16 protein-coding genes and 1 CRISPR repeat array are annotated in these 21,071 nt (G+C 52.2%); of the genes, 8 read left to right on the top strand and 8 right to left on the bottom strand.

The annotated features are described in order from the left end of the window. The first annotated feature begins 8 nt into the window (after window positions 1–8). From glp to BLW59_RS01595, 8 genes are all read left to right on the top strand, one after another. Window positions 9–1,217: a gephyrin-like molybdotransferase Glp gene (glp, locus tag BLW59_RS01630; RefSeq protein ID WP_074695609.1), complete on the top strand. Its 1,209-nt coding sequence runs from the start codon at window positions 9–11 to the stop codon at window positions 1,215–1,217. 9 nt (window positions 1,218–1,226) lie between these two features. After that, window positions 1,227–2,213 (top strand): GTP 3',8-cyclase MoaA, encoded by a 987-nt coding sequence (gene moaA, locus BLW59_RS01625; protein ID WP_074695607.1) that lies wholly within the window; start codon window positions 1,227–1,229, stop codon window positions 2,211–2,213. A gap of 1 nt (window position 2,214) precedes the next feature. Continuing rightward, the gene (locus BLW59_RS01620) at window positions 2,215–3,147 is read left to right on the top strand and encodes an MOSC domain-containing protein (RefSeq protein WP_074695605.1); all 933 of its coding nucleotides are present in this window, start codon (window positions 2,215–2,217) and stop codon (window positions 3,145–3,147) included. A gap of 3 nt (window positions 3,148–3,150) precedes the next feature. Next, window positions 3,151–4,242 (top strand): molybdopterin-guanine dinucleotide biosynthesis protein B, encoded by a 1,092-nt coding sequence (gene mobB, locus BLW59_RS01615; protein WP_074695603.1) that lies wholly within the window; start codon window positions 3,151–3,153, stop codon window positions 4,240–4,242. Further along, window positions 4,218–4,721 (top strand): cyclic pyranopterin monophosphate synthase MoaC, encoded by a 504-nt coding sequence (moaC, locus tag BLW59_RS01610; RefSeq protein ID WP_074695601.1) that lies wholly within the window; start codon window positions 4,218–4,220, stop codon window positions 4,719–4,721. The genes mobB and moaC overlap by 25 nt, the downstream gene beginning before the upstream one ends. Before the next feature lie 168 nt (window positions 4,722–4,889). Further along, complete coding sequence (locus tag BLW59_RS01605; protein WP_074695599.1) at window positions 4,890–6,161, top strand: SPFH domain-containing protein; 1,272 nt, start codon at window positions 4,890–4,892, stop codon at window positions 6,159–6,161. Between the two features lie 12 nt (window positions 6,162–6,173). Beyond that, entirely contained in the window at window positions 6,174–7,292 is a 1,119-nt protein-coding gene (locus BLW59_RS01600; protein ID WP_074695597.1) for a hypothetical protein, read from the top strand. 12 nt (window positions 7,293–7,304) lie between these two features. Beyond that, complete coding sequence (locus tag BLW59_RS01595; RefSeq protein WP_074695595.1) at window positions 7,305–8,066, top strand: TPM domain-containing protein; 762 nt, start codon at window positions 7,305–7,307, stop codon at window positions 8,064–8,066. 101 nt (window positions 8,067–8,167) lie between these two features. Here the strand turns inward: BLW59_RS01595 and BLW59_RS01590 are convergent, their stop codons facing one another. The 8 genes from BLW59_RS01590 to BLW59_RS01555 form a co-directional block, all read right to left on the bottom strand. Further along, the gene (locus tag BLW59_RS01590; RefSeq protein WP_074695593.1) at window positions 8,168–8,899 is read right to left on the bottom strand and encodes a hypothetical protein; all 732 of its coding nucleotides are present in this window, start codon (window positions 8,897–8,899) and stop codon (window positions 8,168–8,170) included. 109 nt (window positions 8,900–9,008) lie between these two features. Next, window positions 9,009–10,356: direct repeats of the CRISPR family, unit length 28 nt; unit sequence TTTCTAAGCCGCCTACACGGCGGTTAAC. A 131-nt stretch (window positions 10,357–10,487) separates the two neighbouring features. Next, window positions 10,488–11,051, bottom strand: coding sequence for a type I-F CRISPR-associated endoribonuclease Cas6/Csy4 (cas6f, locus tag BLW59_RS01585; RefSeq protein ID WP_029545530.1), 564 nt, complete (start codon window positions 11,049–11,051; stop codon window positions 10,488–10,490). A gap of 3 nt (window positions 11,052–11,054) precedes the next feature. Then, window positions 11,055–12,104 carry a type I-F CRISPR-associated protein Csy3 gene (csy3, locus tag BLW59_RS01580; RefSeq protein ID WP_074695590.1) on the bottom strand — a complete coding sequence of 350 codons (1,050 nt, stop codon included), beginning with the start codon at window positions 12,102–12,104 and terminating at the stop codon, window positions 11,055–11,057. Between the two features lie 18 nt (window positions 12,105–12,122). Next, window positions 12,123–13,034 (bottom strand): type I-F CRISPR-associated protein Csy2, encoded by a 912-nt coding sequence (locus BLW59_RS01575; RefSeq protein WP_074695907.1) that lies wholly within the window; start codon window positions 13,032–13,034, stop codon window positions 12,123–12,125. Window positions 13,035–13,063: 29 nt separating this feature from the next. Beyond that, complete coding sequence (locus BLW59_RS01570) at window positions 13,064–14,200, bottom strand: type I-F CRISPR-associated protein Csy1 (protein WP_074695588.1); 1,137 nt, start codon at window positions 14,198–14,200, stop codon at window positions 13,064–13,066. A gap of 12 nt (window positions 14,201–14,212) precedes the next feature. Beyond that, entirely contained in the window at window positions 14,213–17,140 is a 2,928-nt protein-coding gene (gene cas3f, locus BLW59_RS01565) for a type I-F CRISPR-associated helicase Cas3f (RefSeq protein WP_074695586.1), read from the bottom strand. Between the two features lie 195 nt (window positions 17,141–17,335). Next, window positions 17,336–19,132, bottom strand: coding sequence for a methyl-accepting chemotaxis protein (locus BLW59_RS01560; RefSeq protein ID WP_175463330.1), 1,797 nt, complete (start codon window positions 19,130–19,132; stop codon window positions 17,336–17,338). A 165-nt stretch (window positions 19,133–19,297) separates the two neighbouring features. Further along, window positions 19,298–21,058, bottom strand: a complete 1,761-nt coding sequence (locus BLW59_RS01555) for an MATE family efflux transporter (protein WP_074695584.1) — start codon at window positions 21,056–21,058, stop codon at window positions 19,298–19,300. Between the last annotated feature and the right edge of the window lie 13 nt (window positions 21,059–21,071).

Raw genomic sequence — 21,071 nt, 5'->3', positions numbered from 1 at the left:
GAAGGGCCATGGAAGGAATCGAACTGGAACAGGCCGTGGAACTGTTGCTGGCCAAAGCAAATGTTCCTAAGAAAACGGAAGAAATCCCCCTGTCAGAGGCCTTAGGCCGCACCCTGGCTGAGGATATGCGGGCAGATTTCGACAATCCCCCCTTCGACCGTTCCCCCCTGGACGGCTATGCCATCATCGCTGCCGACACGGTTGATGCCACCAGGGAAAAACCTGCCCGCCTCCGCATTGTGGGCGAGGAATGCGCCGGGGATTTCTTTGCCGGTGCCATCAATTCCGGCGAAGCCCTGCGCATCATGACCGGCGGGGCCATGCCCCGGGGGACTGATGCGGTGATACGGCAGGAAGATGTGACAGTTGCGGACGGCATGCTGGAAGTGCCCTATCCCCTCAGGCACCATGAGAACTATTGCTTCGCAGGGGAAGATATCAAGCAGGGCACCCTGCTCATCAGGCAAGGGGAAGTGCTGGACGCCCCCCGCATCGGCGTGCTGGCCAGCCAGGGCAGGGCAAAAGTCAAAGTCTGCCGCCGCCCCCGCATTGTCCTGGGCGGCACGGGGGACGAACTGCTGCAGCCAGGAGAGCCGCTCTCCCCCGGCAAGATCTACAACAGCAACCTCTACCTGTTGGCTGCCCGCCTGCAGGAACTGGGGGCGGAGACGAGAATCCTGGGCATTATCCCCGATGACCCTGAAGAAGCTGCAGAAAAGCTGCGCTCCTGCCTTGACCGGGCTGACCTGCTGCTGACCACTGGCGGGGTCTCCGTAGGCAAGAAGGACGTCATGCACGAGGTCATCAAATTGCTCCCTGCCCAAAGGCTTTTCTGGGGAGTGCAGATGAAACCCGGCTATCCTATGCTGGCCTACGCAGCAGAGAACACCTTAGGCGTGGCTCTCTCCGGCAATCCCTTCGCCGCCTACACCACCTTCGAACTGATTGCCCGCCCCCTGATTGACAAGCTGGCAGGACGCACCCCCCGCCCCTTCCCCCGTGTCAGGGCTGCTCTGACAGACGCCTTCCCCAAAGCCAGCCACGGCAGGCGCTTTATCCGCGCCCACTACGAGATAGCCACAGGCACCGTCTCCATTCCCGGCCAGCACTCCTCCGGTTCCCTGTTCTCTGCCGTGGGCTGCAATGCACTAATTGATTTGCCGGCTGGGACGGGAAAACTCAAGGCGGGAGATAAGGTGGAAGTTCTATTGCTATGAGGTACCCTTATGTACGATAACTTAGGCAGGCGCATCGAATATGTGCGCATTTCCGTCACAGACCTCTGCAACCTTCGCTGCCGCTACTGCATGCCGGAGGAAGGCGTGCCCAAGCTGCGCCATGAGGACATACTCTCCTACGAGGAAATCCTGCGGCTGGTGCGCTGCTTCGCCAAACTTGGCGCCAGGAAAATCCGCCTGACGGGAGGCGAGCCACTGGTGCGGGCAGGCATCCTTGACTTGATAAAAGAAATCAAGTGCATCCCCGGCATAGAGATTGTGGTCCTCACCACCAATGGGGTGCTGCTGCCCCAGATGGCAGAAAAACTCAAGGCAGCGGGCCTTGATTATATCAATGTCAGCCTGGACACCCTGGACGAGACCGCCTTTTTCCGCCTCACCCGCCGCCGGGATCTGCCCGCTGTCAGGGAAGGCTTGAAGGCACTGAAAGAAGCGGGCTTCCGCCATACCAGGATCAACTGCGTCCCCCTGCGGGGCATGAACGAGGCAGATATCCCCAAACTGGCAGAACTGGCAAGAAACGAAGAAATAAATGTGCGTTTCATAGAGCTGATGCCCGTGGGCTGTGCCTATGAAGCAGGGCTGGAACGCATCCCCATGGCAGAAGTGCGGCAAATCCTGCAAAGCTCCTTCGGCACATTGCAGGAAGCCCAGGCCCGGGAAAGCCTCTGGGGACCTGCCGAGTATGTCAGGCCCGCAGGCTTCAAGGGCAAGATTGGCTTCATAGACGCCATGGAGCATAAATTCTGCTCTTCCTGCAACCGCCTGCGTCTCACCGCCGAAGGTTTCCTGAAGCTCTGCCTGCACAGTTCCGCAGGGCTGGATCTGCGGACACTTCTCCGCCATGGCATCACTGATGAAGATCTGATTGAAGCCATTGCCAATGCAGCCAGGAAAAAGCCGGCAGAGCATCTTTTCTCAGCCATTGAACAAAGGGAGCGGGACAGCCGCTATATGTATCAGGTAGGAGGCTAACATGAGCACAGGCAATATCAAGGCAATCTGCATGAGCGAAAAGAAGGGCACCATCAAGCGCCCTGTAGCAGAAGCATTATTTATCACGGAACACGGTATCAAGGGCGATGCCCACGCCGGCAGCTGGCATCGGCAAGTAAGCTTTCTGGCCCTTGAGGAAATAGAAGACTTCCGCCGCCGGGGCGGTGAGGTGGAATTCGGAGACTTTGGGGAAAATATCGTGGCAGAGGGCATTGCCTTCGACCAGCTGCCCGTGGGCACGCGGCTGAAGGCCGGAGACGTCTTCTTCGAGATTACCCAGATAGGCAAGAAATGCCACAGCCACTGCGAGATTTTCAAGCGGGTGGGCGACTGCATTATGCCGAGAAAAGGCGTTTTCGCCAGAGTGCTGCACGGAGGCAAACTGAAGGCAGGAGACACACTTGCCATCACCGAAGAAAAGCTTCCTCTGGAAGCAGCCGTCATCACCGCCAGCGACAAAGGCTCCAAGGGGGAGCGGGAGGACAAGAGCGGCGACAAGGCCGAAGCCATGCTGAAGGAAGCAGGCTATACCAAAGTCCACAGGATTATCCTGCCGGATGAACAGGAAGAACTGGCCGCCCAGCTGCGGGAATATGCAGATATGGGCATTGGTCTGATTCTCACCACAGGGGGCACCGGCTTCTCCCCCCGGGACGTAACCCCGGAAGCCACCCTGGAGGTCTGCGAACGCCTGGCCCCCGGCATTCCCGAAGCCATGCGGGCCCTGTCCCTGAAGATCACCCCCCGGGCCATGCTGAGCCGCGCCGCCGCCGGCATCCATAAAAGGAGCCTGATTGTCAACCTGCCCGGCAGCCCCAAGGCCGTAGAAGAATGCCTGGGGTTCATTCTCCCCAGCCTTGCCCACGGCATAGAAATCCTGCGGGGAGAGACAGGGGAATGTGCGAGGAAATAACGTATGAACCAAAATGACCTCTCACTCCTGATAATAGCCGGGGGCAAGAGTTCCCGGCTGGGCACTGACAAGCGGCAACTAAAACTTGGTGACTCCTCCCTGCTGGAACACACTCTCGCCCAGGGCAGGAAAGCCGGCTTCAAGGAAATCTTTCTCTGTGCCGAAGCCCCCTCACCCTTTCTCACGGAACTGGCAGGAAAATATAGGGTTGCCCTGCTCTTTGACGAGACGCAAGGGCTTGGTCCCGTGTCCGGCCTTGCCCGGGGGCTTGCTTCCATAACGAAATCATGGTCCCTGGCCATCGCAGGAGATATGCCTTTCCTGGACTTGGAAGAACTGTGCCGTTTCGGAGCCACTCTCCCAACCAGCGAACTTGCCCTTTTGCCTGTAGCCAAGGGCAGGCTTCAGCCCTTGGCAGCTTTCTATCACCAGAAAACTGCCACCTGTTTCCAAAGAGCCCTCCATGGTGACGTAAGGAAAATCCGGCAGGTGCTTGAATCCTTCCCCTGCAGCCAGCGGGAATATACAGGTTCCCCTTCCCATTTCTTCAATATCAACACCCCCGCCGACTGGCGGCTGGCACAAGGCAGGTTTGCCAATCTCAAACGCAAAGTACCTGTTATCGCCATCACCGCCCCCGCCTCCGGCACCGGCAAGACCACCTTCATAGAAAAACTCCTGCCCCGCCTCAGGGAAAGAGGCATAAGAGCAGGAGTGATCAAAAGCGACAGCCACGGCTTCAATCTGGATATGGAGGGCAAGGACAGTCACCGCTTCTCGCAGGCAGGGGCAGAGAGCGTAGCGGTGATATCCCCCCAGGGCTGGTTCATCACCCAAAAGACAGAGCAGCGAGCCGGCTTTGAAGCTGTTGCCCACAAGATGGAGGGCATCGACCTGCTCCTCACAGAGAGCCGCAGCCATGGCACCCTGCCCGCCCTTTCCCTCTGGCGGGGCAAGGGCACTCCCCTTGTGGGAGAAGATGTGGCAGCCATATTCACTTCTGAGCCACATGCAGAAGCAGCTGCGATTTACGAATACAATCTGAACGACATAGAAAAGGCGGTGGAATCATGTCTCTTTCTGATGGGACGATAGATGAACCAAAACTCAACCACTTCGATGCCAGCGGCCAGGCCCACATGGTGGATGTCAGCCCCAAGGCAGAAACCCTCAGGATTGCCACAGCCACGGGCAAGATAAAGGTCAGCCCCCAGGTTTACGAAGCCATCACCAGCGGCACTGCCAAGAAGGGCGATGTGCTGGGGGTAGCCCGGCTGGCAGGCATTATGGGAGCCAAGAAGACCTCCGACCTCATCCCCCTCTGCCACCCCCTGCCCCTCACCGCCGTCAGCGTAGACTTCACCCTGCTGCCGGAGGAATGTGCCGTGAAAGCTGCCGCCACCGCCAAAATCACCGGCCGTACCGGGGTGGAAATGGAAGCCCTCACCGCCGTCAGCACGGCGCTCCTCACCATCTACGATATGTGCAAGGCCCTGGACAAAAGCATGGAAATCACAGACATCCTACTGGAAGAAAAAAACGGCGGCAAAAGCGGCCATTACAAGCGCACATAGCAAACGGCAAATCCATGCCTGAAAAATTCCCAAGCATGGATTTGCCATTTTTGGTATAAATCTTGCCTAATAGCTGCCCCAGGCAGGAATTCCCACCGCCTTTAGTGAATATATGATGAGATATGTAAGACTTCAATTGCATTCGCATTCAGCAAGGAGGAATACACTATGGGACTTATCAAAGCTGTGACTGGCGCCGCTGGCGGCGTGCTGGCTGATCAATGGAAAGAATTCTTTTACTGTGACAGCCTGAGCGAGGACATTCTGGCTGCCAAGGGACAGAAACGCACAGGCAAACGCAGCAGCAACACGGACGGCAGCGACAATGTGATTTCCAACGGCTCAGTCATCACTGTGAACAGCGGCCAGTGCATGATGATCGTGGAGCAGGGCGAGATCATAGAAGTCTGCGCCGAGCCTGGCGAGTTCGTCTTCGACTCTGCCACTCAGCCCACCATCTTCGAAGGCAGCCTTGGTGACAGTGCCAAGAAGGTCTTTGACGAATTCCTGAACCGTGTCAAATTCGGCGGGGAAGCCTCCACGGATCAGCGGGTCTATTACTTCAATACCAAGGAAATCATGGGCAACAAGTACGGCACCCCCACCCCCATTCCCTTCCGGGTGGTGGACAGGAACGTGGGCCTGGACATTGACATTTCCCTCAGATGTTTCGGCGAGTACAGCTACCAGCTGAAGAATCCCCTGCTGTTCTACAAGAACGTCTGTGGCAATATAGAAGGCGTGTATTCCCGTGACAAAATCGACAGCCAGCTGAAATCCGAGCTCATGACAGCCCTGCAGCCTGCCATGGCCAAGATTGCAGCCCTGGGCATCCGCTACAGCGAACTGCCCGCCCACACCCAGGAGATTGCCGATGCCCTCAATGATGTGCTCAGCAAGAAATGGGGCGAACTGCGGGGCATTGAAATCGTCTCCTTCGGCGTCAGCAACGTGAGCATCAGCGAAGAAGACCAGCAGATGATCAAGGAGCTCCAGCGCAACGCCGCCTTCCGCAATCCCACCATGGCCGCAGCCCACATGGTAGGTTCCCAGGCTGCCGCCATGCAGGACGCTGCCAATAACGCAGGCGGCGCCGCCATCGGCTTCATGGGCATGAATATGGCGGCTGGAGCTGGCGGCGTCAGGGCCGAAGACCTTTACAAAATGGGCAATGCCCAGGCTCCTGCAGCCCCTGCCCAGCCTGCTGCCGGCGGCTGGGCCTGCGCCTGCGGCCACACAGGCAACACGGGCAAATTCTGCGCTGAGTGCGGCAAGCCCCGCCCCGAAAACACCAGCTGGACCTGCTCCTGCGGTGCTGTGAATACGGGCAAGTTCTGCGCCGAGTGCGGCAAGCCCAAACCTGCCGGGGACTGGACCTGCTCCTGCGGCACCGTGAACAAGGGCAAATTCTGTTCCAATTGCGGCAGCCCCAGACCGTAAGGAGGGGGCTCTATGGCAGAATCTGCGGTAAATTACAAATGCCCTAACTGCAGTGCCCCGCTCTCCTACCAGCCTGGCAAGGAAACCATCACTTGCGAATACTGCGGCACAGAGTTCCAGACGGAAACCATCGAGGAACTCTACCGTCAGGCAGAGGAAAGAGCCGCTGCCCTGGCCGACCTGGAGGACAAGAAATGGGAAACCCAACAGGCCGGCAGTGAGTGGAGCGAAGAAGACACTGCCAACCTGCGCAGCCTGGTTTGTTCCTCCTGCGGAGCGGAGATCGTGGCGGATATGAACACCATGTCCACCCAGTGTGCCTACTGTGGCAACCCCACCATGGTGCCCCAGAAGTTCTCTGGCACTCTCAGGCCGGATTACATCATCCCCTTCAAGAAAACCAAAGAGGAGGCTCTCGCCTCCCTGAAGGAATTCTACAAGGGCAAGCCTCTCCTGCCCTCGGGCTTTGACAGTGCCAACAAGCTGGAAAAAATCCAACCCATGTACGTGCCCTTCTGGCTCTTTGATGCCAAAGTCGATGCCCACGCCAGCTTCCATGCCACCACGGACAACACTTTCGAGACCAGTGATGAGATTGTCACTATCACCCGCCACTACGAGTGCAACCGAGCTGGAAAAATGAGCTTTGCAAACATTCCCGTAGACGGCAGCGAAAAGATGGACGATGACTACATGGAGAGCATCGAGCCTTTCGACTACAAGGAAATGGTGCCCTTCACCCAGACCTATATGACTGGCTTCCTGGCAGACAAGTACGATGTGGATGCAGATGCTTCTGTACCCAGGGCAGACAAGCGGGTAGAGGAAAGCGCTGTGGGGGTGCTGGCAGACACCGTCACAGGCTATGACTCCGTGAACTGCAATACCTCCTCCGTCTTCAAAGAGGAAGGCGCTGTGTCTTATGCCATGGCCCCGGTGTGGATACTCACCACGAAATACCAGGACCAGCCCTACACCTTCATGATGAACGGCCAGACAGGGAAAACCGTGGGCAGCCTGCCCATTGACAAGAAAAAATCCCTGCTCTACAGCCTGCTGATCTTTGCTCTAACCACGCCCCTGTTCTACTATATAGCCAAGTATCTCCTGACAGAAGTGCTGGCAGAATGAGGAGGCGTGAAGATGAAAAGACTTGCTAGAGTATCCGCTATGCTCTCTGCCCTCCTGCTCTGCCTCCTGTTGACCATGACGGCGGCCTTTGCCGCCTCTGTACAGGACGGAGCCAAGCTTCTCAAGGCAGAGCAGAAAGCAGCACTGGAGCAGAAAATCAAGCAGGTGGAAGATGCCCATCAAGTGAAAATCGGCATCGTCACCATGAAATCCCTGAAGGGGGCACCACCGGGCAAGACTGCCAACAGCATCCTTGATAAGCAGTATGCCGGCGGCAAGAACGGCAGCATCGTGCTGCTCCTGGCCATGGACAGCCGCGACTACCATGTATCCACGGACAGCGTCATGCGCACCATCATCACCGATGACGGCGGTTTCCCCCATCTGAAAGAAGCCTTCCTGCCCCATCTGAAGGACAATGACTTCTACGGTGCCTTTGATGCCTACGTAGACGGCACAGATGAAATGCTCGCCTACTACGAGCGGGAAGGGGAGCCTTACGACCCCTACAACGAATTCAGTCCCCTGGCCCTGGTCATAGCCATTGCCTTGGGCGTTCTTGCCGCCATTCTGGTCAATAGCGTCCTTGAAGGCATGATGAGCAACGTGGCCTACGCCCCCTCGGCAGATGCCTATCTGGAAGACGGCAGCGTAAGCCTCACGGAAAACAACGACACCTTCCTCTACACCACCGAAACCCGCCGCCCCAAGCCAAAGAAAAGCTCCGGCGGCGGTGGCGGCGGCAGCCACGGCGGCGGTGGAGGAAAGTTCTAATCTGTAAAGACACAAAAATGGACTCGTAGCAGAGTCCATTTTTTATGTCTTCCCTAGTTGTCAAAGGCCCATAGCTCATGTTTCAATCAATCGATGTCATTTCAATCATCAAACTCATCCGTAAAGCAATCACTCCACGCAGTTTCCAGAAAGTTTTTAAGGAGATTACGATACAACTTCTCACTTTCGGGATGTATCACAAATATATAACTGCGTTGAGTGCCACGATGAAAGGTAATGCCCTTTAGCATCGCATTGGGACATTGTTCCTGCATAATGTGCTTGGCCTTTTCCCATTGTACATTAGTACGTCTTCCTTTGTGACAGTAATAGACTACATCCTGGCCACGCTCATAATAATCAGCAACCTCAGAAGAATAGACGTACTTCATCGCATCTTTCCTTGCAGTGGGTATCCCTGCTCTCAAGCCATTGTCCGGATCTAAAAATACGAGATCATATTCTTCACAAACTGCGAGTGCTTCCCGATGCCACTGTTTACGCGTTGCCCGTTTTTCTGAAATAGTCAGTGTCGACACTACCGGCTCAACAATTTTATCGAAGTATCCTGCACCAGGAATCATACCAAGTGCCGCGAATTCGCAGACATCTATTTTGTTTTGAGCACTCATTCTCTTTAGCACATCAAACAAATTGGGATCGTATCTCCGATCCTTCTCTTTTGTGAGGTAGTCTCGAATATTCCCGTCATTGGATTGATCATCTTTTGTCAAGTACCAGTTAACGGCAACGGTTTCCCCATGTCCTGCCAAAAATCGCAACAATCCATATTTCCCATAGTCGCCGATATCTCCAAAATACTGATTTTTCATGTCTCAGGCTTCTTTCTTTGGGAATACAATATTAACATTACCGCCAATAGTGAATTCCCGCCTACACGGCGGTTAACGTTTCCCGAAAGGGAAACTCCTAACTGCACATTTTCTAAGCCGCCTACACAACGGTTAACTCCGCACAGCCTGGCCTAATGCGCTGCTGTCTTTTCTAAGCCGCCTACACGGCGGTTAACACAAGGCCCTATTCCTCCTGCTGTTTTACAGCTTTCTAAGCCGCCTACACGGCGGTTAACGAGAGCCTGATCAAGGGCATGTCCACGGTGCTTTTCTAAGCCGCCTACACGGCGGTTAACACCGACAAGCAGGCGGAGCAGGGTTATTCACTTTTCTAAGCCGCCTACACGGCGGTTAACCCCTTGACGACCCAGGCGTTATATTTTCATCTTTTCTAAGCCGCCTACACGGCGGTTAACGTGAAGGGAGGAATCTGTCATGTCGAGCAAATTTTCTAAGCCGCCTACACGGCGGTTAACGGCAGGACGGGGAGACCGAAAAGCCCGGGAAATTTCTAAGCCGCCTACACGGCGGTTAACATGATATCACTCCGGTACAGGTCTCCCTGCCATTTCTAAGCCGCCTACACGGCGGTTAACACCGCCACATTGGACATACACCACTTGAGTATTTTCTAAGCCGCCTACACGGCGGTTAACCTTTCCATACTTCGCCGCCAGTTCTGCGCCGTTTTCTAAGCCGCCTACACGGCGGTTAACGGCCCTGATTGGTGGCAATCATTTTTCCTGCTTTTCTAAGCCGCCTACACGGCGGTTAACATTTGGCATAGAGCCGGAGCATTTGCTCATACTTTCTAAGCCGCCTACACGGCGGTTAACATCAACGGCAGGGTCGAGGAAACCGTCACGAATTTCTAAGCCGCCTACACGGCGGTTAACACCGCAAGGGCAACCGTGCGGATATCAGTGCATTTCTAAGCCGCCTACACGGCGGTTAACGGTGCGCCGGTATTGGGCCTCCATGTCTTGATTTTCTAAGCCGCCTACACGGCGGTTAACCAATCACGATGTTCGCATTTGTCATTGCAATTTTTCTAAGCCGCCTACACGGCGGTTAACTGGTTTTCGCGGGAAACAGATGCACGGAGCATTTTCTAAGCCGCCTACACGGCGGTTAACTACCGCTCTAGCTCCTCCCGCTTTATGCGGAATTTCTAAGCCGCCTACACGGCGGTTAACGCCCACCTGGAACGTCGCTTCGTTTTTGTACGTTTCTAAGCCGCCTACACGGCGGTTAACCTTGTATGCGGATACACATGGCCTTCACCTGTTTTCTAAGCCGCCTACACGGCGGTTAACCTCCCCGTCCTTGATTTTCCTGATGGCCAGCATTTCTAAGCCGCCTACACGGCGGTTAACGCAGTCAGCGGCGAAGTCATTGAAATCATGCATTTCTAAGCCGCCTACACGGCGGTTAACCTGTAAAAACTGCTGCCTACTACCTTATCGCACCTGCTATCACAGCACTTTTCCCTATTTTACCCCAAATTCTGAGACCCTTCAAGAAGCCTTGATTTTACTGGCTTCTGAAGGCAATCCAAAAATTTGGGTCAAAACACAGGCACAGTAGACTGATTATCCAGCCCATAACTCCCGAACCCCATCGCGCTGACTTCATCCTTGTCTATTTTCTCTATAGACAAACGGTACTCATGCTTGTTGCTATCACTGCGAAGCACTACATAAGGTAGTTTTCTATGCACCTGCTCCGGGAAAATCTTGATAGCCTCCTCAAAAGAGATATTATGCCTCGTGGCATATCTTCTTGCTAGTTTAGCAGGATTCCCCTTACTATGGCGGCGCTTGAAAGTAGCCCATGTAACATGCTCAGGCACCTTGGCGATTCCCTTTACATGGACATAATCGCGATACCTGGCCACCTGTTGTTGCATATTCAGAGCTAGCAGTTCTTCTTTTGTCTCTGCAAAAATCCTTAGCTTATCCCCCAAGCCATCCAGGCTATAGTGAGGGAAGGAAACGCCAATGCGCCCCCTCTCCTCCTCCATCTTGTCTGACAAGGCAATATGAACCGACTGATACAACTTGCCCCATATATGATTTTCATTGACCTCCCCATCCGGCAGTATGGTCAACTCCTGATAATATTTCACCATAAATCAACCATCCTTCTTATCTTTCTTATCGCTCTCACCGAATACGCCACCGCGAATGAGAACTGCTACTACATAATGTTCCTCTTCATTCGTCAAAGGTTCATCTCCAAACATATATTTCTTAAACAAGGTATAAAAGTCCTGCTTACTGTTTGGCATGCGGAACGCCCGCCCCCTGGTAGTCACTGCGCCATAAACCTCAGCAGCCAGAACAGGCGAGTTTTCCTTGTCCGGATAGTCAGGATACCAATTATCAACAGTACGCAGCGCATTGCCGATTTTCTGGGAGTGCATGGCTGCGATGCTGTCTGACTGATACAGGATCTTGCTCTTGTCCTCCTTGCCTTTGCTAAACACCAGCTCCTCACTAGGATAAACTTCCTGGCCGAAGCCCACCTTGGCATAAGCCTTTACCTCAACATACAAATAGGGAGTCTCGCCAGACAGGGCTGAGGCAATCTTACCTGCCAACCTATCCAGATTCTCATCATATCTATCAAAATTGCGCAGAGAATAGTCATATGCTGAGAAGGTTGCCTCCAAATCATCAGCCTTCACATAAACTTCAACCTTCTCTGCCCCCAGACGATTGCGCCACAGGAAACGGCCATTAGCAATATTCGTAGCATAACGATGGGCCAACTCCCAGCATCCCGTTTTCTTTATGTACTCTTTAACCTTGGCGTAGTAATTGTCATTAAATGCCACATCATTACAAGCAATCGGAGTTTCTACGCCACTCAGGATCTTCAACGTGAACGTCAGCACTATTGTATCCTGATTAACTCCCAGCATACAGGCATCCACTGTCTGCAAATTTGCCTTGGTAATCCTCGCCTCAAATTTATCTTCAGTATCGGCTTTAGAATTCTCCTGCAAAGTGGAATCAGTACCGCGCACTGCTTTCTCAGTTATTTTAAGTGGCTCAGTATCATTGATATGATTATCATCCCAGACAGTACCATATAAATAGCCATCAGAAGGAACAAGTTTCTTTTCATAAGCCAGCAGAGAGGGAAGTTTCGTATTGTTAGATTCTTTCTTCTTAGCCATACCACATTTCTCCTTTTCTTATTGAACTGTCTGTTTGCAAAGATAAAGGCCATTGACCTCATCATAGTCATAACGCCACATCATTTCGTCAAGGGTATTGAATCTATGCGGCATCCTAAACTCTCCTACCGTAACTATCGGCTCAACAAAGTGATGCTCATAATCATAAGATCTTTGGCCCTCAAGTTTATCAGTAGGTCCGGACAAATCACAATAACCTACAGCTATAGGTACCAACCAACCCTTATCAATGAATTTGCTGCTTTCCCAACGCACTTTCTTCTTAGAATCTTCCTGCTCCTCGACAAACTTCTTATACACTACACGCTGAATATCCATTAAACAATCAAGCGCATCATGCTCCTCCGTCGGCTGTATAAGGTCCGTGCGCTCCTTCAGTATAGTACCACACATCAACCTGGCTCTTACCTTATACATAGACTTTTCATCTCTAACATAATGAACAGTTAAATTTTTCTCATCAAATTTTGTCCCAATATCTCCCCCAGCAGCTTTCATGCGCGGTATCCGTTCCTTTGTAGCCCTCAGCAACATCTTTTCATTCATGCCGTTCACGCCTTCAACTTCAATAAGAAGGCTAACACACATATGACATCTTGCTTCTTCAATGAATGAGGCAGACTTTATGCCACCATCGTTACCATCCAGCTTAGGCGGCTTGGCATAGCCAACAATATGTGTCCTATATGCGTCCAACCTATACGTTTGAAGTTCACATTCATGATACGATACTGCAATTCCGGTAAACCTAACCCCCTCCAGCTTGCTTTTGGTTCTGACATATCTCTCCAGTGCATACATGAAACCTGTCCATGCAGTCATAGCTGGCACCCCTATGGTGTAAGCTGAACTGGCCGCATTGGCATTATGGATCTTCATTTTAGAAACCAACAAATAAGTTTTATCCATCAGGCTCTCACCTCTAATCAACACAACCATCAGTCTGATTGAACAACCCTAAGGATTTTCTCTCTCAAATTATACAAAAACTTATCATCAAGTGTGATTTCTTTTCTATACTCAATTTTCCATGCTTCAACAAAAAATCCCCTCAACCTTTTGGCAAATTCCGATACAACTTCTTTCTGCCATTCATCGCTGTCATAACGTTCATCAATATATTTATCATCCAACCAGACAGCCTGTTCCCTGGGAAGCTTTCCCTTTTCACTCCAGCCTTGCGGCTCCGCACGCAACTCATACACAAATCTATATGTCTCATCGATAGCTTTGGACCAGTAATAGTCTAGTATCTCCCGATTCTGCTTATTTTCCCATGCAGTGTTATAATGCTTGCATATATGCTTATATATATCCTTGAAGGTGTTATTGAACCACACTTTTTCTTTAAAAAAATCTTTTTGAGGCAAAAATACTCTCTTATCAAATTTTGGTGGCATGGACAATAACATTTTTGCCTCCATGCCAGTCGTGCCTATAGACACATTTTGTGCATTTGCTCCACCTATTTTGGTGCTTACCATCCCATAGATATCACTGTATTCACCTATATCAGCATCTGGCTTCCGTGCCTCAAACTTCAAATCCCTCATTGCTCTTGCCCTGGTCGCCAATTCTTGAATAACGCAAGCAGGTTGCATGACTGACAGCAGGTGATCTGTATCTCCGACAGGAAAATACACTTGCCTAAGCTTATTCCCTATTGGCGCATGACTGTCAGGCTCCTTGAAAGCAAGCAGTTTTTCTTTGATTTCATCATAGGCAAGGCCAATAGATTCTATATCTTCCCGTAACATATCGTCACTATTGAGATGCTGATATACCGTCTTACCATCCTCTAGTTTCTTGGTAAGCAAACTGCTGGTTGCAGCATACGCGGCACTGCCATACATATCTACCTGGCAATTCACAGTCTTGGTCATCACGTAGTTAATATCAGCCACGCCATCCGTGGGCACACAATAATTAACCTGAAGTTCAGGGTCCGTGTATTTGCCGATATGCGAAGCCAACTCTATCTTGCATACATTATCGGCCAATCTCAGCAAACAGGCCCCCAAATCCTTATCCTTGCTTTTTACTTTCTTTGCAAGTTCATCCAGGAAAACACTCACCCTTACCCCTCCTCACCTAATAATTTCAACCATGCCATACTGATCAGAATATATGCGCCTGCGTTCCTTATCAGAAATAGTCAGAAGTCCCACTCTATAACTCCATTCTTTGCCAACCTCAATTGCGGTACCATAATCCCTTTCAAGCCAAAACTTCTCACTATCTTCAACTTCAGCATGAACGATGTCATAGGTTTCTTCAACCAGCATAAACTTCCCAGATTCTTCATCCATTTTTTTAAATCTGTACCTCCCCGCATCATCTTTTTCTAGATACAATTCGATATCTCTGTCCCCCTCACGGAAAGGATTCAAAGTCTGTGGCAAACCAGTCAGATACCAATACTCGTCCTGCCAGCCATGAATAAATGCAGCCCCCACATTGGAAAGATTGCGAAAATCGCTCAATACCTGGTGTTCCAAATCTATGAGCCGTCTCTTTGGTAACAACATTTCCTGCCTGCTGACTCTAGGTATGGCATCTACTCTCTCAGCCAGGCTATCAACGTCTACCAGTTGCTGCAAATCATGCGTCTTCAGGACATATTCTTCGCACTCAAAACCAGGCGATGTGTATGCTATCTTTTTTCCCTCCAAAGCCAACATATTATATTGCATTATACAGATATTACCTACAGCCTTTGCCTTGAAAGCACCTCTATGCCTGCGTATACGACCAGCCAACTGAATGAGCGAACGATATGAAGATGGCTCCAATATAGCCCAGTCAAAATCATGATCGCGGCCCACTTCTTCGATAGGTGTAGCTACGACAATAAAGAGAATATTATTTTCTTCTACTTCATCTATATGCTTACGCATAACGCTATCTGTGAAATCAATCTTCTCCGTATCCTGCCCCTTGCGCTTCAAGGCTCCATCAAGATATTTCTCCTGCAGCGTTCGCAAAAGCAGTGTCTGCCTGCTATGATATACCATAATCCTCGGTGCCATATTTTCTGGCCACGCAGCTGTCTCTACGAAATACCTGGCTACTTCCACACACAACCTGATATTAGCTGTCCTGACAAGACCAATTGATACCTTTTTATTGGTTTTCTTATCTATTACGAAGTAATTTGGATGAAGGGTGACCGCCGCTTCTTTCATACATTCGCAATATGCCTTTCGCCTCTCATCATCTGTTTTGCTAAAAATATCAGTGCAATCCTTTATCCAGGCCCATCTTTTCGGTGGCTGAGACAGAAGTTTCTTGCAATGGTGCTCAACATACGCAGCATGAGCCCTCCTGAAATCAACTTTTTTTTGGCTGTCCATCAACTTTACTTCAGTCATGAACTCATCACACCAAACGCAGTTGATATCATTGCTTGTGCCACAAAAACGAGCATATAGTTCCCGTCCACTTTTATAAGCAGAAAACAAGCCTTCTGCTAAATCAGGCGGTATAGTTGCAGATGACAATATCACATTGCGCCCCAGCATGCCAGCCAGATGTGTAAGCCTTGCTATAGCTACTAAATCACTGCCTGTGAAGTCATCTATCTCATCGATGACAATATCAGCCGTCATCATCCTCAGCGCAGGCAATATAAAGCGTCCACCACGAATGCTTTCCGTACCTGGCATAAGGTGATCAATAGTGGACACCAGCACAGGAGCATACAGCAATCTGCGATGCTTCTGACTTGCATCTTCATTATTCTTAGGAAAGAGCGCCGCCAAAACATCTTCATCTTGAGCAGTACCACCATCAATATCACCAGGCATAAGCTCATTCATGTTTGCAGTATCACTATTATCATCCCAGGCTTTCTCACAATCTTCTTTTCCGCCTTTCACCCTTTCATACAGTTCCTTGACTGTAGCAGAACCAATCAACACGGCCATATCATTTTCGTTCAGCCTTACACGACTGCGATATTCATCGCCGGTTTGCAGCGTAAGACTTCTAAGTCCCAGCAGAAGACTATATCTTAAGGACTCTCCATCTTGCGAGATAGCCATGGCAAGCTTGGCATTGGCAAAGGTTTTGCCGCAGCCTGTTCCTGCCATATTGACTACAAACCATCCGCCCCCGGCCTCAGACTTTGCTTTATTTTCACGCACAGCCTTCACTGCCAAATCCTGCCAGGCAAAAGCTGACAGTTTACTTTCTTGTTGGAGTTTTTCGACACTTCTTGCCCGTTTCATCCCAACCATGAGTTTCGGCAAGGTATTGGCTATCTGAACAGCCTGCCGGGAAACACGCACCAGATGTTCAGCAAGTTTTTGCTTCAGCTTCCTTTGACAGGTATTTGCATACAAAACCTGCCGTCCACCTTTCCACGCCTTGTCCGCCTCCTCTGACGAAACAGCGTAATCTGCCAGCATCAGGCAAATTCTCGCCTGCAATAAGAAGATTCTTGTGTTTTCAGCTTCCCATATCTCCAGAAGCTTATCTTGCTCATCCAGCACCGCTTGGCTGGCTTCCTTCAGCTCCTGCAGCCAAACTACTGAATCAAGCAGCAAGCCCTTGGAAAACATGGGCATTTTCACCTCATCAACTTTCTTATATCCCCATTCAGGCTCAATTATAGACAGTACCTCTTGAAAAGAATTGCCCTCAGCTTTCACGAAGCCAGCACAATCTTCTTTTTCCAGCGTCGGCATTCGATGATGGCACAGAATCAACCAGCAAATCATGCTGGCAATAGGTGGCATTTCACCTATCTCCTGAGCATAGTTTTTTTGTATTGCCGCAATAAGAGCCTTTTCATCAATTTTTCCTTCGGCAAGCTGCTGAAGCCAATCAGCATCGTTATCAGCAGCAGCACAAAGATTCTCCACCAGCTTGCAGCTAAGCCACTCGTGACGATAGCAATCTCTCGCTTTCTTCTTTCGCAGCGATTCCTGGAAAGCATCATTGGCTTTGCCCCAATCGTGCAGCAACGAGGTAAGTATCAGTATACCTGAAAGTAATTTCATATATTCCATCATGAACTTCCCTCTTAAATTTATTTATAGTTCAAACGGTGTATAAATATATCACCAATCAACACTTTTTAAGCCACCTCGCGGCGGTAACTATTTGTATCATTTCTTCTTTTTAGGGGCTTGCTGAACAAATGCGATAAAGCAATAGCCCAGCAGGATTCACCTGCCGGGCTATTCTTTATTATTCCAGCAGGGTATCTACACCTTGAATTTTGCTACTTCCTGCTCAAGTTCTCCTGCCATCCTGGCCAGCTGCTGGGTGTTGGTGTTCATTTCATGGACGGCAGCGGTCTGCTGCTCTGTGGCGGCGGAGACAGTTTCGGCGTTGGATACCACGCTGCGGCTCATCTGGCTGATATTGTCGATGGAATTGCGGCAGGTTTTGGCACTAGCGCCGGCCTCCTGGGAGTCGGCGGAAATCTTTTGGGAACGCTGGGCGATCTTGTCCACCAGGGTCACGATCTGGTCGAAGACCTGGCCGGTTTCCTCCACGCTTTTCTGGGTGGAGGTGAGCTGGGCGGTGCCGTCATGCATGCTGCTTACGGCCTGCTCTGTCTCGTGCTGGATCTGGGTGATGAGGGAGGCGATGCGGCTGGCGGCTTCTTCGGACTGGGCTGCCAGTTTCCTGATTTCCTCTGCCACTACGGCAAAGCCCCGTCCTGCCTCTCCTGCCCTGGCGGCTTCGATGGCAGCATTCAACGCCAGCAGGTTGGTCTGCTCGGCGATGCCGGAGATGTCATCGGTGATCTTGCCGATGGTGTCGGAACGCTCTCCCAGGCTGTCAACCACCCTGGCAGATTCGCCAACCACTTCGCTGAGGCGGGCCATATCCTTGACGGTGCGGTCTACGACCTCGGCCCCCTTTTGGGCTTCGTCCGTGGCCTGCTTGGTCTCTACCGCAGCCCGGCGGGCGTTGTGGGCCATGGTCTCTATGCGGGTGAGCAGGTTTTCCATGGCATCAGTAGCCTCGGTGATGGCGGTGAGCTGAGTGTTGGTGGCGTGGGCCACATCGGTGATAGATTCGGCCACCTGCTGGCTGGCGGTGGCGGATTGGGCGGTCATTTCATTCAGCTGAGCAGCATCAGAGGATACCTGCTGGGCAGAGCTGCGGATGGCATCCAAAAGCTTTCTCATGCTGCCTCCCATCACTCCCAGCACTTCCACCATCTGGCCGATTTCATCCTGCCGGCTTGCAAATTCCGGATTGATGGGTTCCTGGCGATAATCTCCTTGGGCAAACTTCTGCAGGCGTCCGGTGACAAAGGAGATGGGGCCGCTGAAGCCGCCTGCCAGCTTGATGCCAAAGAGCACCATCAGGGCGGAAATCACCAGCATGATAACGGCGGCCATGGCAATCCTGCTGTAGAGGGCAGAGTCATTTTCTGCCACATAGGCGGCTGCCGCCTCGTCTATGTAGTCAATCCAGGAGCCGGTGCAGATGATCCAGCCATAGGGCTTGAATTCCATGGAATAGCCCCGCTTGGGCAGATCAGTGCTCTCGCCGGGCTTGGGGAAGGCGAAGTTGGAGTAGCCGCCCCCCTCCTGCTGGGCTGCCTTGAAGATTTCCTGCATATAGAGGACACCGTTGCTGTCCTTGTCATTGAGTCGCATCTTGCCTTCGACTTTGGAGCCCAAAGTAGCGTGGGCCACGCAGATGCCGGTGGCTTTCTCATCGGCAAAGAAGTAGCCCTTGCCGTCATCGTAGCGCAGGGCCCTGATGGTAGCCAGAGCCAGTTCCTTGCCTTGGGCTTCGGTGATCTTGCCCTGCTGCTGCTGCGAGTAGATGCCGTTCAGGGAGGATACCAGAGCTTCTGTCTGCAGCTTGATTTCCCTGTCGTAGTGTTCCTCCAGGTTTTTCCTGTAGGCGATATTTTCCTCTTTGTTTTCCTGGATAGTGCTGAAGATGAAGTATGAGCCTACTGTCAGAGTGGCCAGGACACCGATGGCCACAAACATGGCCGTCAGCCGTCCTTTCACAGAGTTCATAAAAAACATACACATTCCCTCCTACGAAATAGCTATTGCCTTTCTTTCTACATGAGAAGGGGTTTTCCCTTTTTTATCTTGCTGGCTTCATCAAAATGAGGCAGCAGAAGTTTTGATTCGTTTTGCTGGGCGCATAGAAAAAGCCCGGCTGGGTTATCCCCTGCCGGGCCAATTTCAAATAGACAGCGTCAATGTATTGAAGCCGTGATAGCTGCGATAGAAAAGATTGGCTGCATGGCTTTTGACCATGTGCAGGCCCAAGCCGCGGGTGTCACGGGCGGCCTCTGCCATGCCCTGTGGCTTACGAGCCAGGGCTTCCCGGGCCAGCTGGAAGGGGTCGAACTCCTCCCCATTATCACGGAAATGGAGCTCGAATATGCCATCTTCCCTGGCAATCAGGGTGAGCTGCACCTGCACTGCCTGCCCCCCAAAGCGGCTGCTTTCCTCCTCGCAGATTTCCTCCAGGGCCAGACGCAGGAGGTAGCGTTTCTTCTCATCAGCCCCCCAGCGGGCGGCGAAATCCTCCATGGCCTCCAGCTGCTCAGTCACAGCCTCCGCATGGCCCAGGAAGGAGGCGCTGTAGACCCGCTCGTCAGAGATGGACCTGCGCTCCCCCCGGCGCCGGTGGTAAAACCAGAGCACCGCCAGCGTCACCAGCTCCCCCAGAGGATAGACGAACCAGAAGACATAGAAGCCCCCCTCCGCCAGCAGGAAAAGCAGGGGCAGGCTGGCCCCCAGACGCCGCATGAAGACCACCAGGAAAGCCCCTTTCTCATCCTCCTCGGACTGGAGATAATTCTGCAGCAGCAGGCATACCCCCATGAAGATGGTGCCGATGCAGAAGACCCTGGCCGCATAGTAGGCCTTGCCCACCTCCCCGATATCCTCCATGCCAAAGAGCAGATCCAGGATCTGGGGATAAACCACGACCCCCAAAGTAGCCAGGACGCCCAAAACCAGTGAATATATCAGGCAGTAGCGGAAGACTCTGTGCAGCTCGGTGAAATTGCACTCGGCAAAGAAGGTGGAAAAGAGGGGCTGGGCCGTCTTGCCGATAAACTCGTAGATGAAGATGAAAAGCAATGAGAGGTTTTCGATGATGTTGAACACCGCCACCCCTTCGGTGCCTGCCAAATCCATCATGAGGTGGATGGCCACCAGGGTGAAGAGGGCATCGAAGATGTACTCAGAGGAAGTGGCAAAGCCCAGCCGCATAGCCTTGAAAGCCTCCCCGAAGGAGGCAGCCCTGCCCAGCACCCGCAGCTGCCCCCTGCCCAGGCAGAGATAGCCCATGGCAATGGCAAAAGTCCCTGCATTGGCAATGAAGAAGCCGAAGCTGCAGCCGGCAATGCCCCAGTCAAAGACCAGCAGGAGCAGGGCGCTGACAGCCAGATTGGCCACGCCGCTGACAGTCTGCAGGGTGATGGCCAGGGTGTCGGCATCGTCATTCCTCAGGTAGGTGGTCACCAGCTCCATGAGAATCTCAAAGGGAATCCCCAACAGTATGTAAGAGATATAGCTCTTGGCCAGCCGATAGACTTCGCCGTCCTCAGGAGAGGTTCCCAGTGCCGCCAGCACCCCATCTTCCAGCAGCAGACCTCCGGCCGCCACCCCAAAGCCGATGGCGGCAGCCAGCCGCAGGAAGAAGCGGAAGATGGAAAGGGCCTCCTCCTTTCGCCCCTCGTTCATGAGATTGGCATAAATCACTGCCCCTCCCATGGACAGGCCAAAGACAAAGAAAGCAGCCAGCAGGAAGAGCGGCGAAGCGAAGCCTACGGCAGCCAGCCCCTCCGTGCCGATGGCATGCCCCACCAAAATAGTGTGGCCCATTTCCGCCAAAGCCAGGCCAATCCCCGCCAGGGGGGCAGGTAACACCGCCCCCATAAACATCCTGCGGGTAAAATAAGCATGATCCACTTTTTCCTTCAAACTCAAGGGACAACCTCCT

It is taken from the genome of Selenomonas sp. KH1T6 (genome assembly GCF_900108415.1).
Lineage (GTDB): Bacteria > Bacillota > Negativicutes > Selenomonadales > Selenomonadaceae > Selenomonas_B > Selenomonas_B ruminantium_A.
The sequence above is the reverse complement of the archived record's forward strand: the minus strand, read 5'-3'. Positions and strand labels throughout refer to the sequence as shown.

What these genes read in the sequence shown, in the direction of transcription:
- glp (WP_074695609.1), top strand. Translation starts at nt 9, where the DNA reads ATGGAAGGAATCGAACTGGAACAGGCCGTGGAACTGTTGCTGGCCAAA.
- moaA (WP_074695607.1), top strand. Translation starts at nt 1,227, where the DNA reads ATGTACGATAACTTAGGCAGGCGCATCGAATATGTGCGCATTTCCGTC.
- BLW59_RS01620 (WP_074695605.1), top strand. Translation starts at nt 2,215, where the DNA reads ATGAGCACAGGCAATATCAAGGCAATCTGCATGAGCGAAAAGAAGGGC.
- mobB (WP_074695603.1), top strand. Translation starts at nt 3,151, where the DNA reads ATGAACCAAAATGACCTCTCACTCCTGATAATAGCCGGGGGCAAGAGT.
- moaC (WP_074695601.1), top strand. Translation starts at nt 4,218, where the DNA reads ATGTCTCTTTCTGATGGGACGATAGATGAACCAAAACTCAACCACTTC.
- BLW59_RS01605 (WP_074695599.1), top strand. Translation starts at nt 4,890, where the DNA reads ATGGGACTTATCAAAGCTGTGACTGGCGCCGCTGGCGGCGTGCTGGCT.
- BLW59_RS01600 (WP_074695597.1), top strand. Translation starts at nt 6,174, where the DNA reads ATGGCAGAATCTGCGGTAAATTACAAATGCCCTAACTGCAGTGCCCCG.
- BLW59_RS01595 (WP_074695595.1), top strand. Translation starts at nt 7,305, where the DNA reads ATGAAAAGACTTGCTAGAGTATCCGCTATGCTCTCTGCCCTCCTGCTC.
- BLW59_RS01590 (WP_074695593.1), bottom strand. Translation starts at nt 8,899, where the DNA reads ATGAAAAATCAGTATTTTGGAGATATCGGCGACTATGGGAAATATGGA.
- cas6f (WP_029545530.1), bottom strand. Translation starts at nt 11,051, where the DNA reads ATGGTGAAATATTATCAGGAGTTGACCATACTGCCGGATGGGGAGGTC.
- csy3 (WP_074695590.1), bottom strand. Translation starts at nt 12,104, where the DNA reads ATGGCTAAGAAGAAAGAATCTAACAATACGAAACTTCCCTCTCTGCTG.
- BLW59_RS01575 (WP_074695907.1), bottom strand. Translation starts at nt 13,034, where the DNA reads ATGGATAAAACTTATTTGTTGGTTTCTAAAATGAAGATCCATAATGCC.
- cas3f (WP_074695586.1), bottom strand. Translation starts at nt 17,140, where the DNA reads ATGATGGAATATATGAAATTACTTTCAGGTATACTGATACTTACCTCG.
- BLW59_RS01560 (WP_175463330.1), bottom strand. Translation starts at nt 19,132, where the DNA reads ATGTTTTTTATGAACTCTGTGAAAGGACGGCTGACGGCCATGTTTGTG.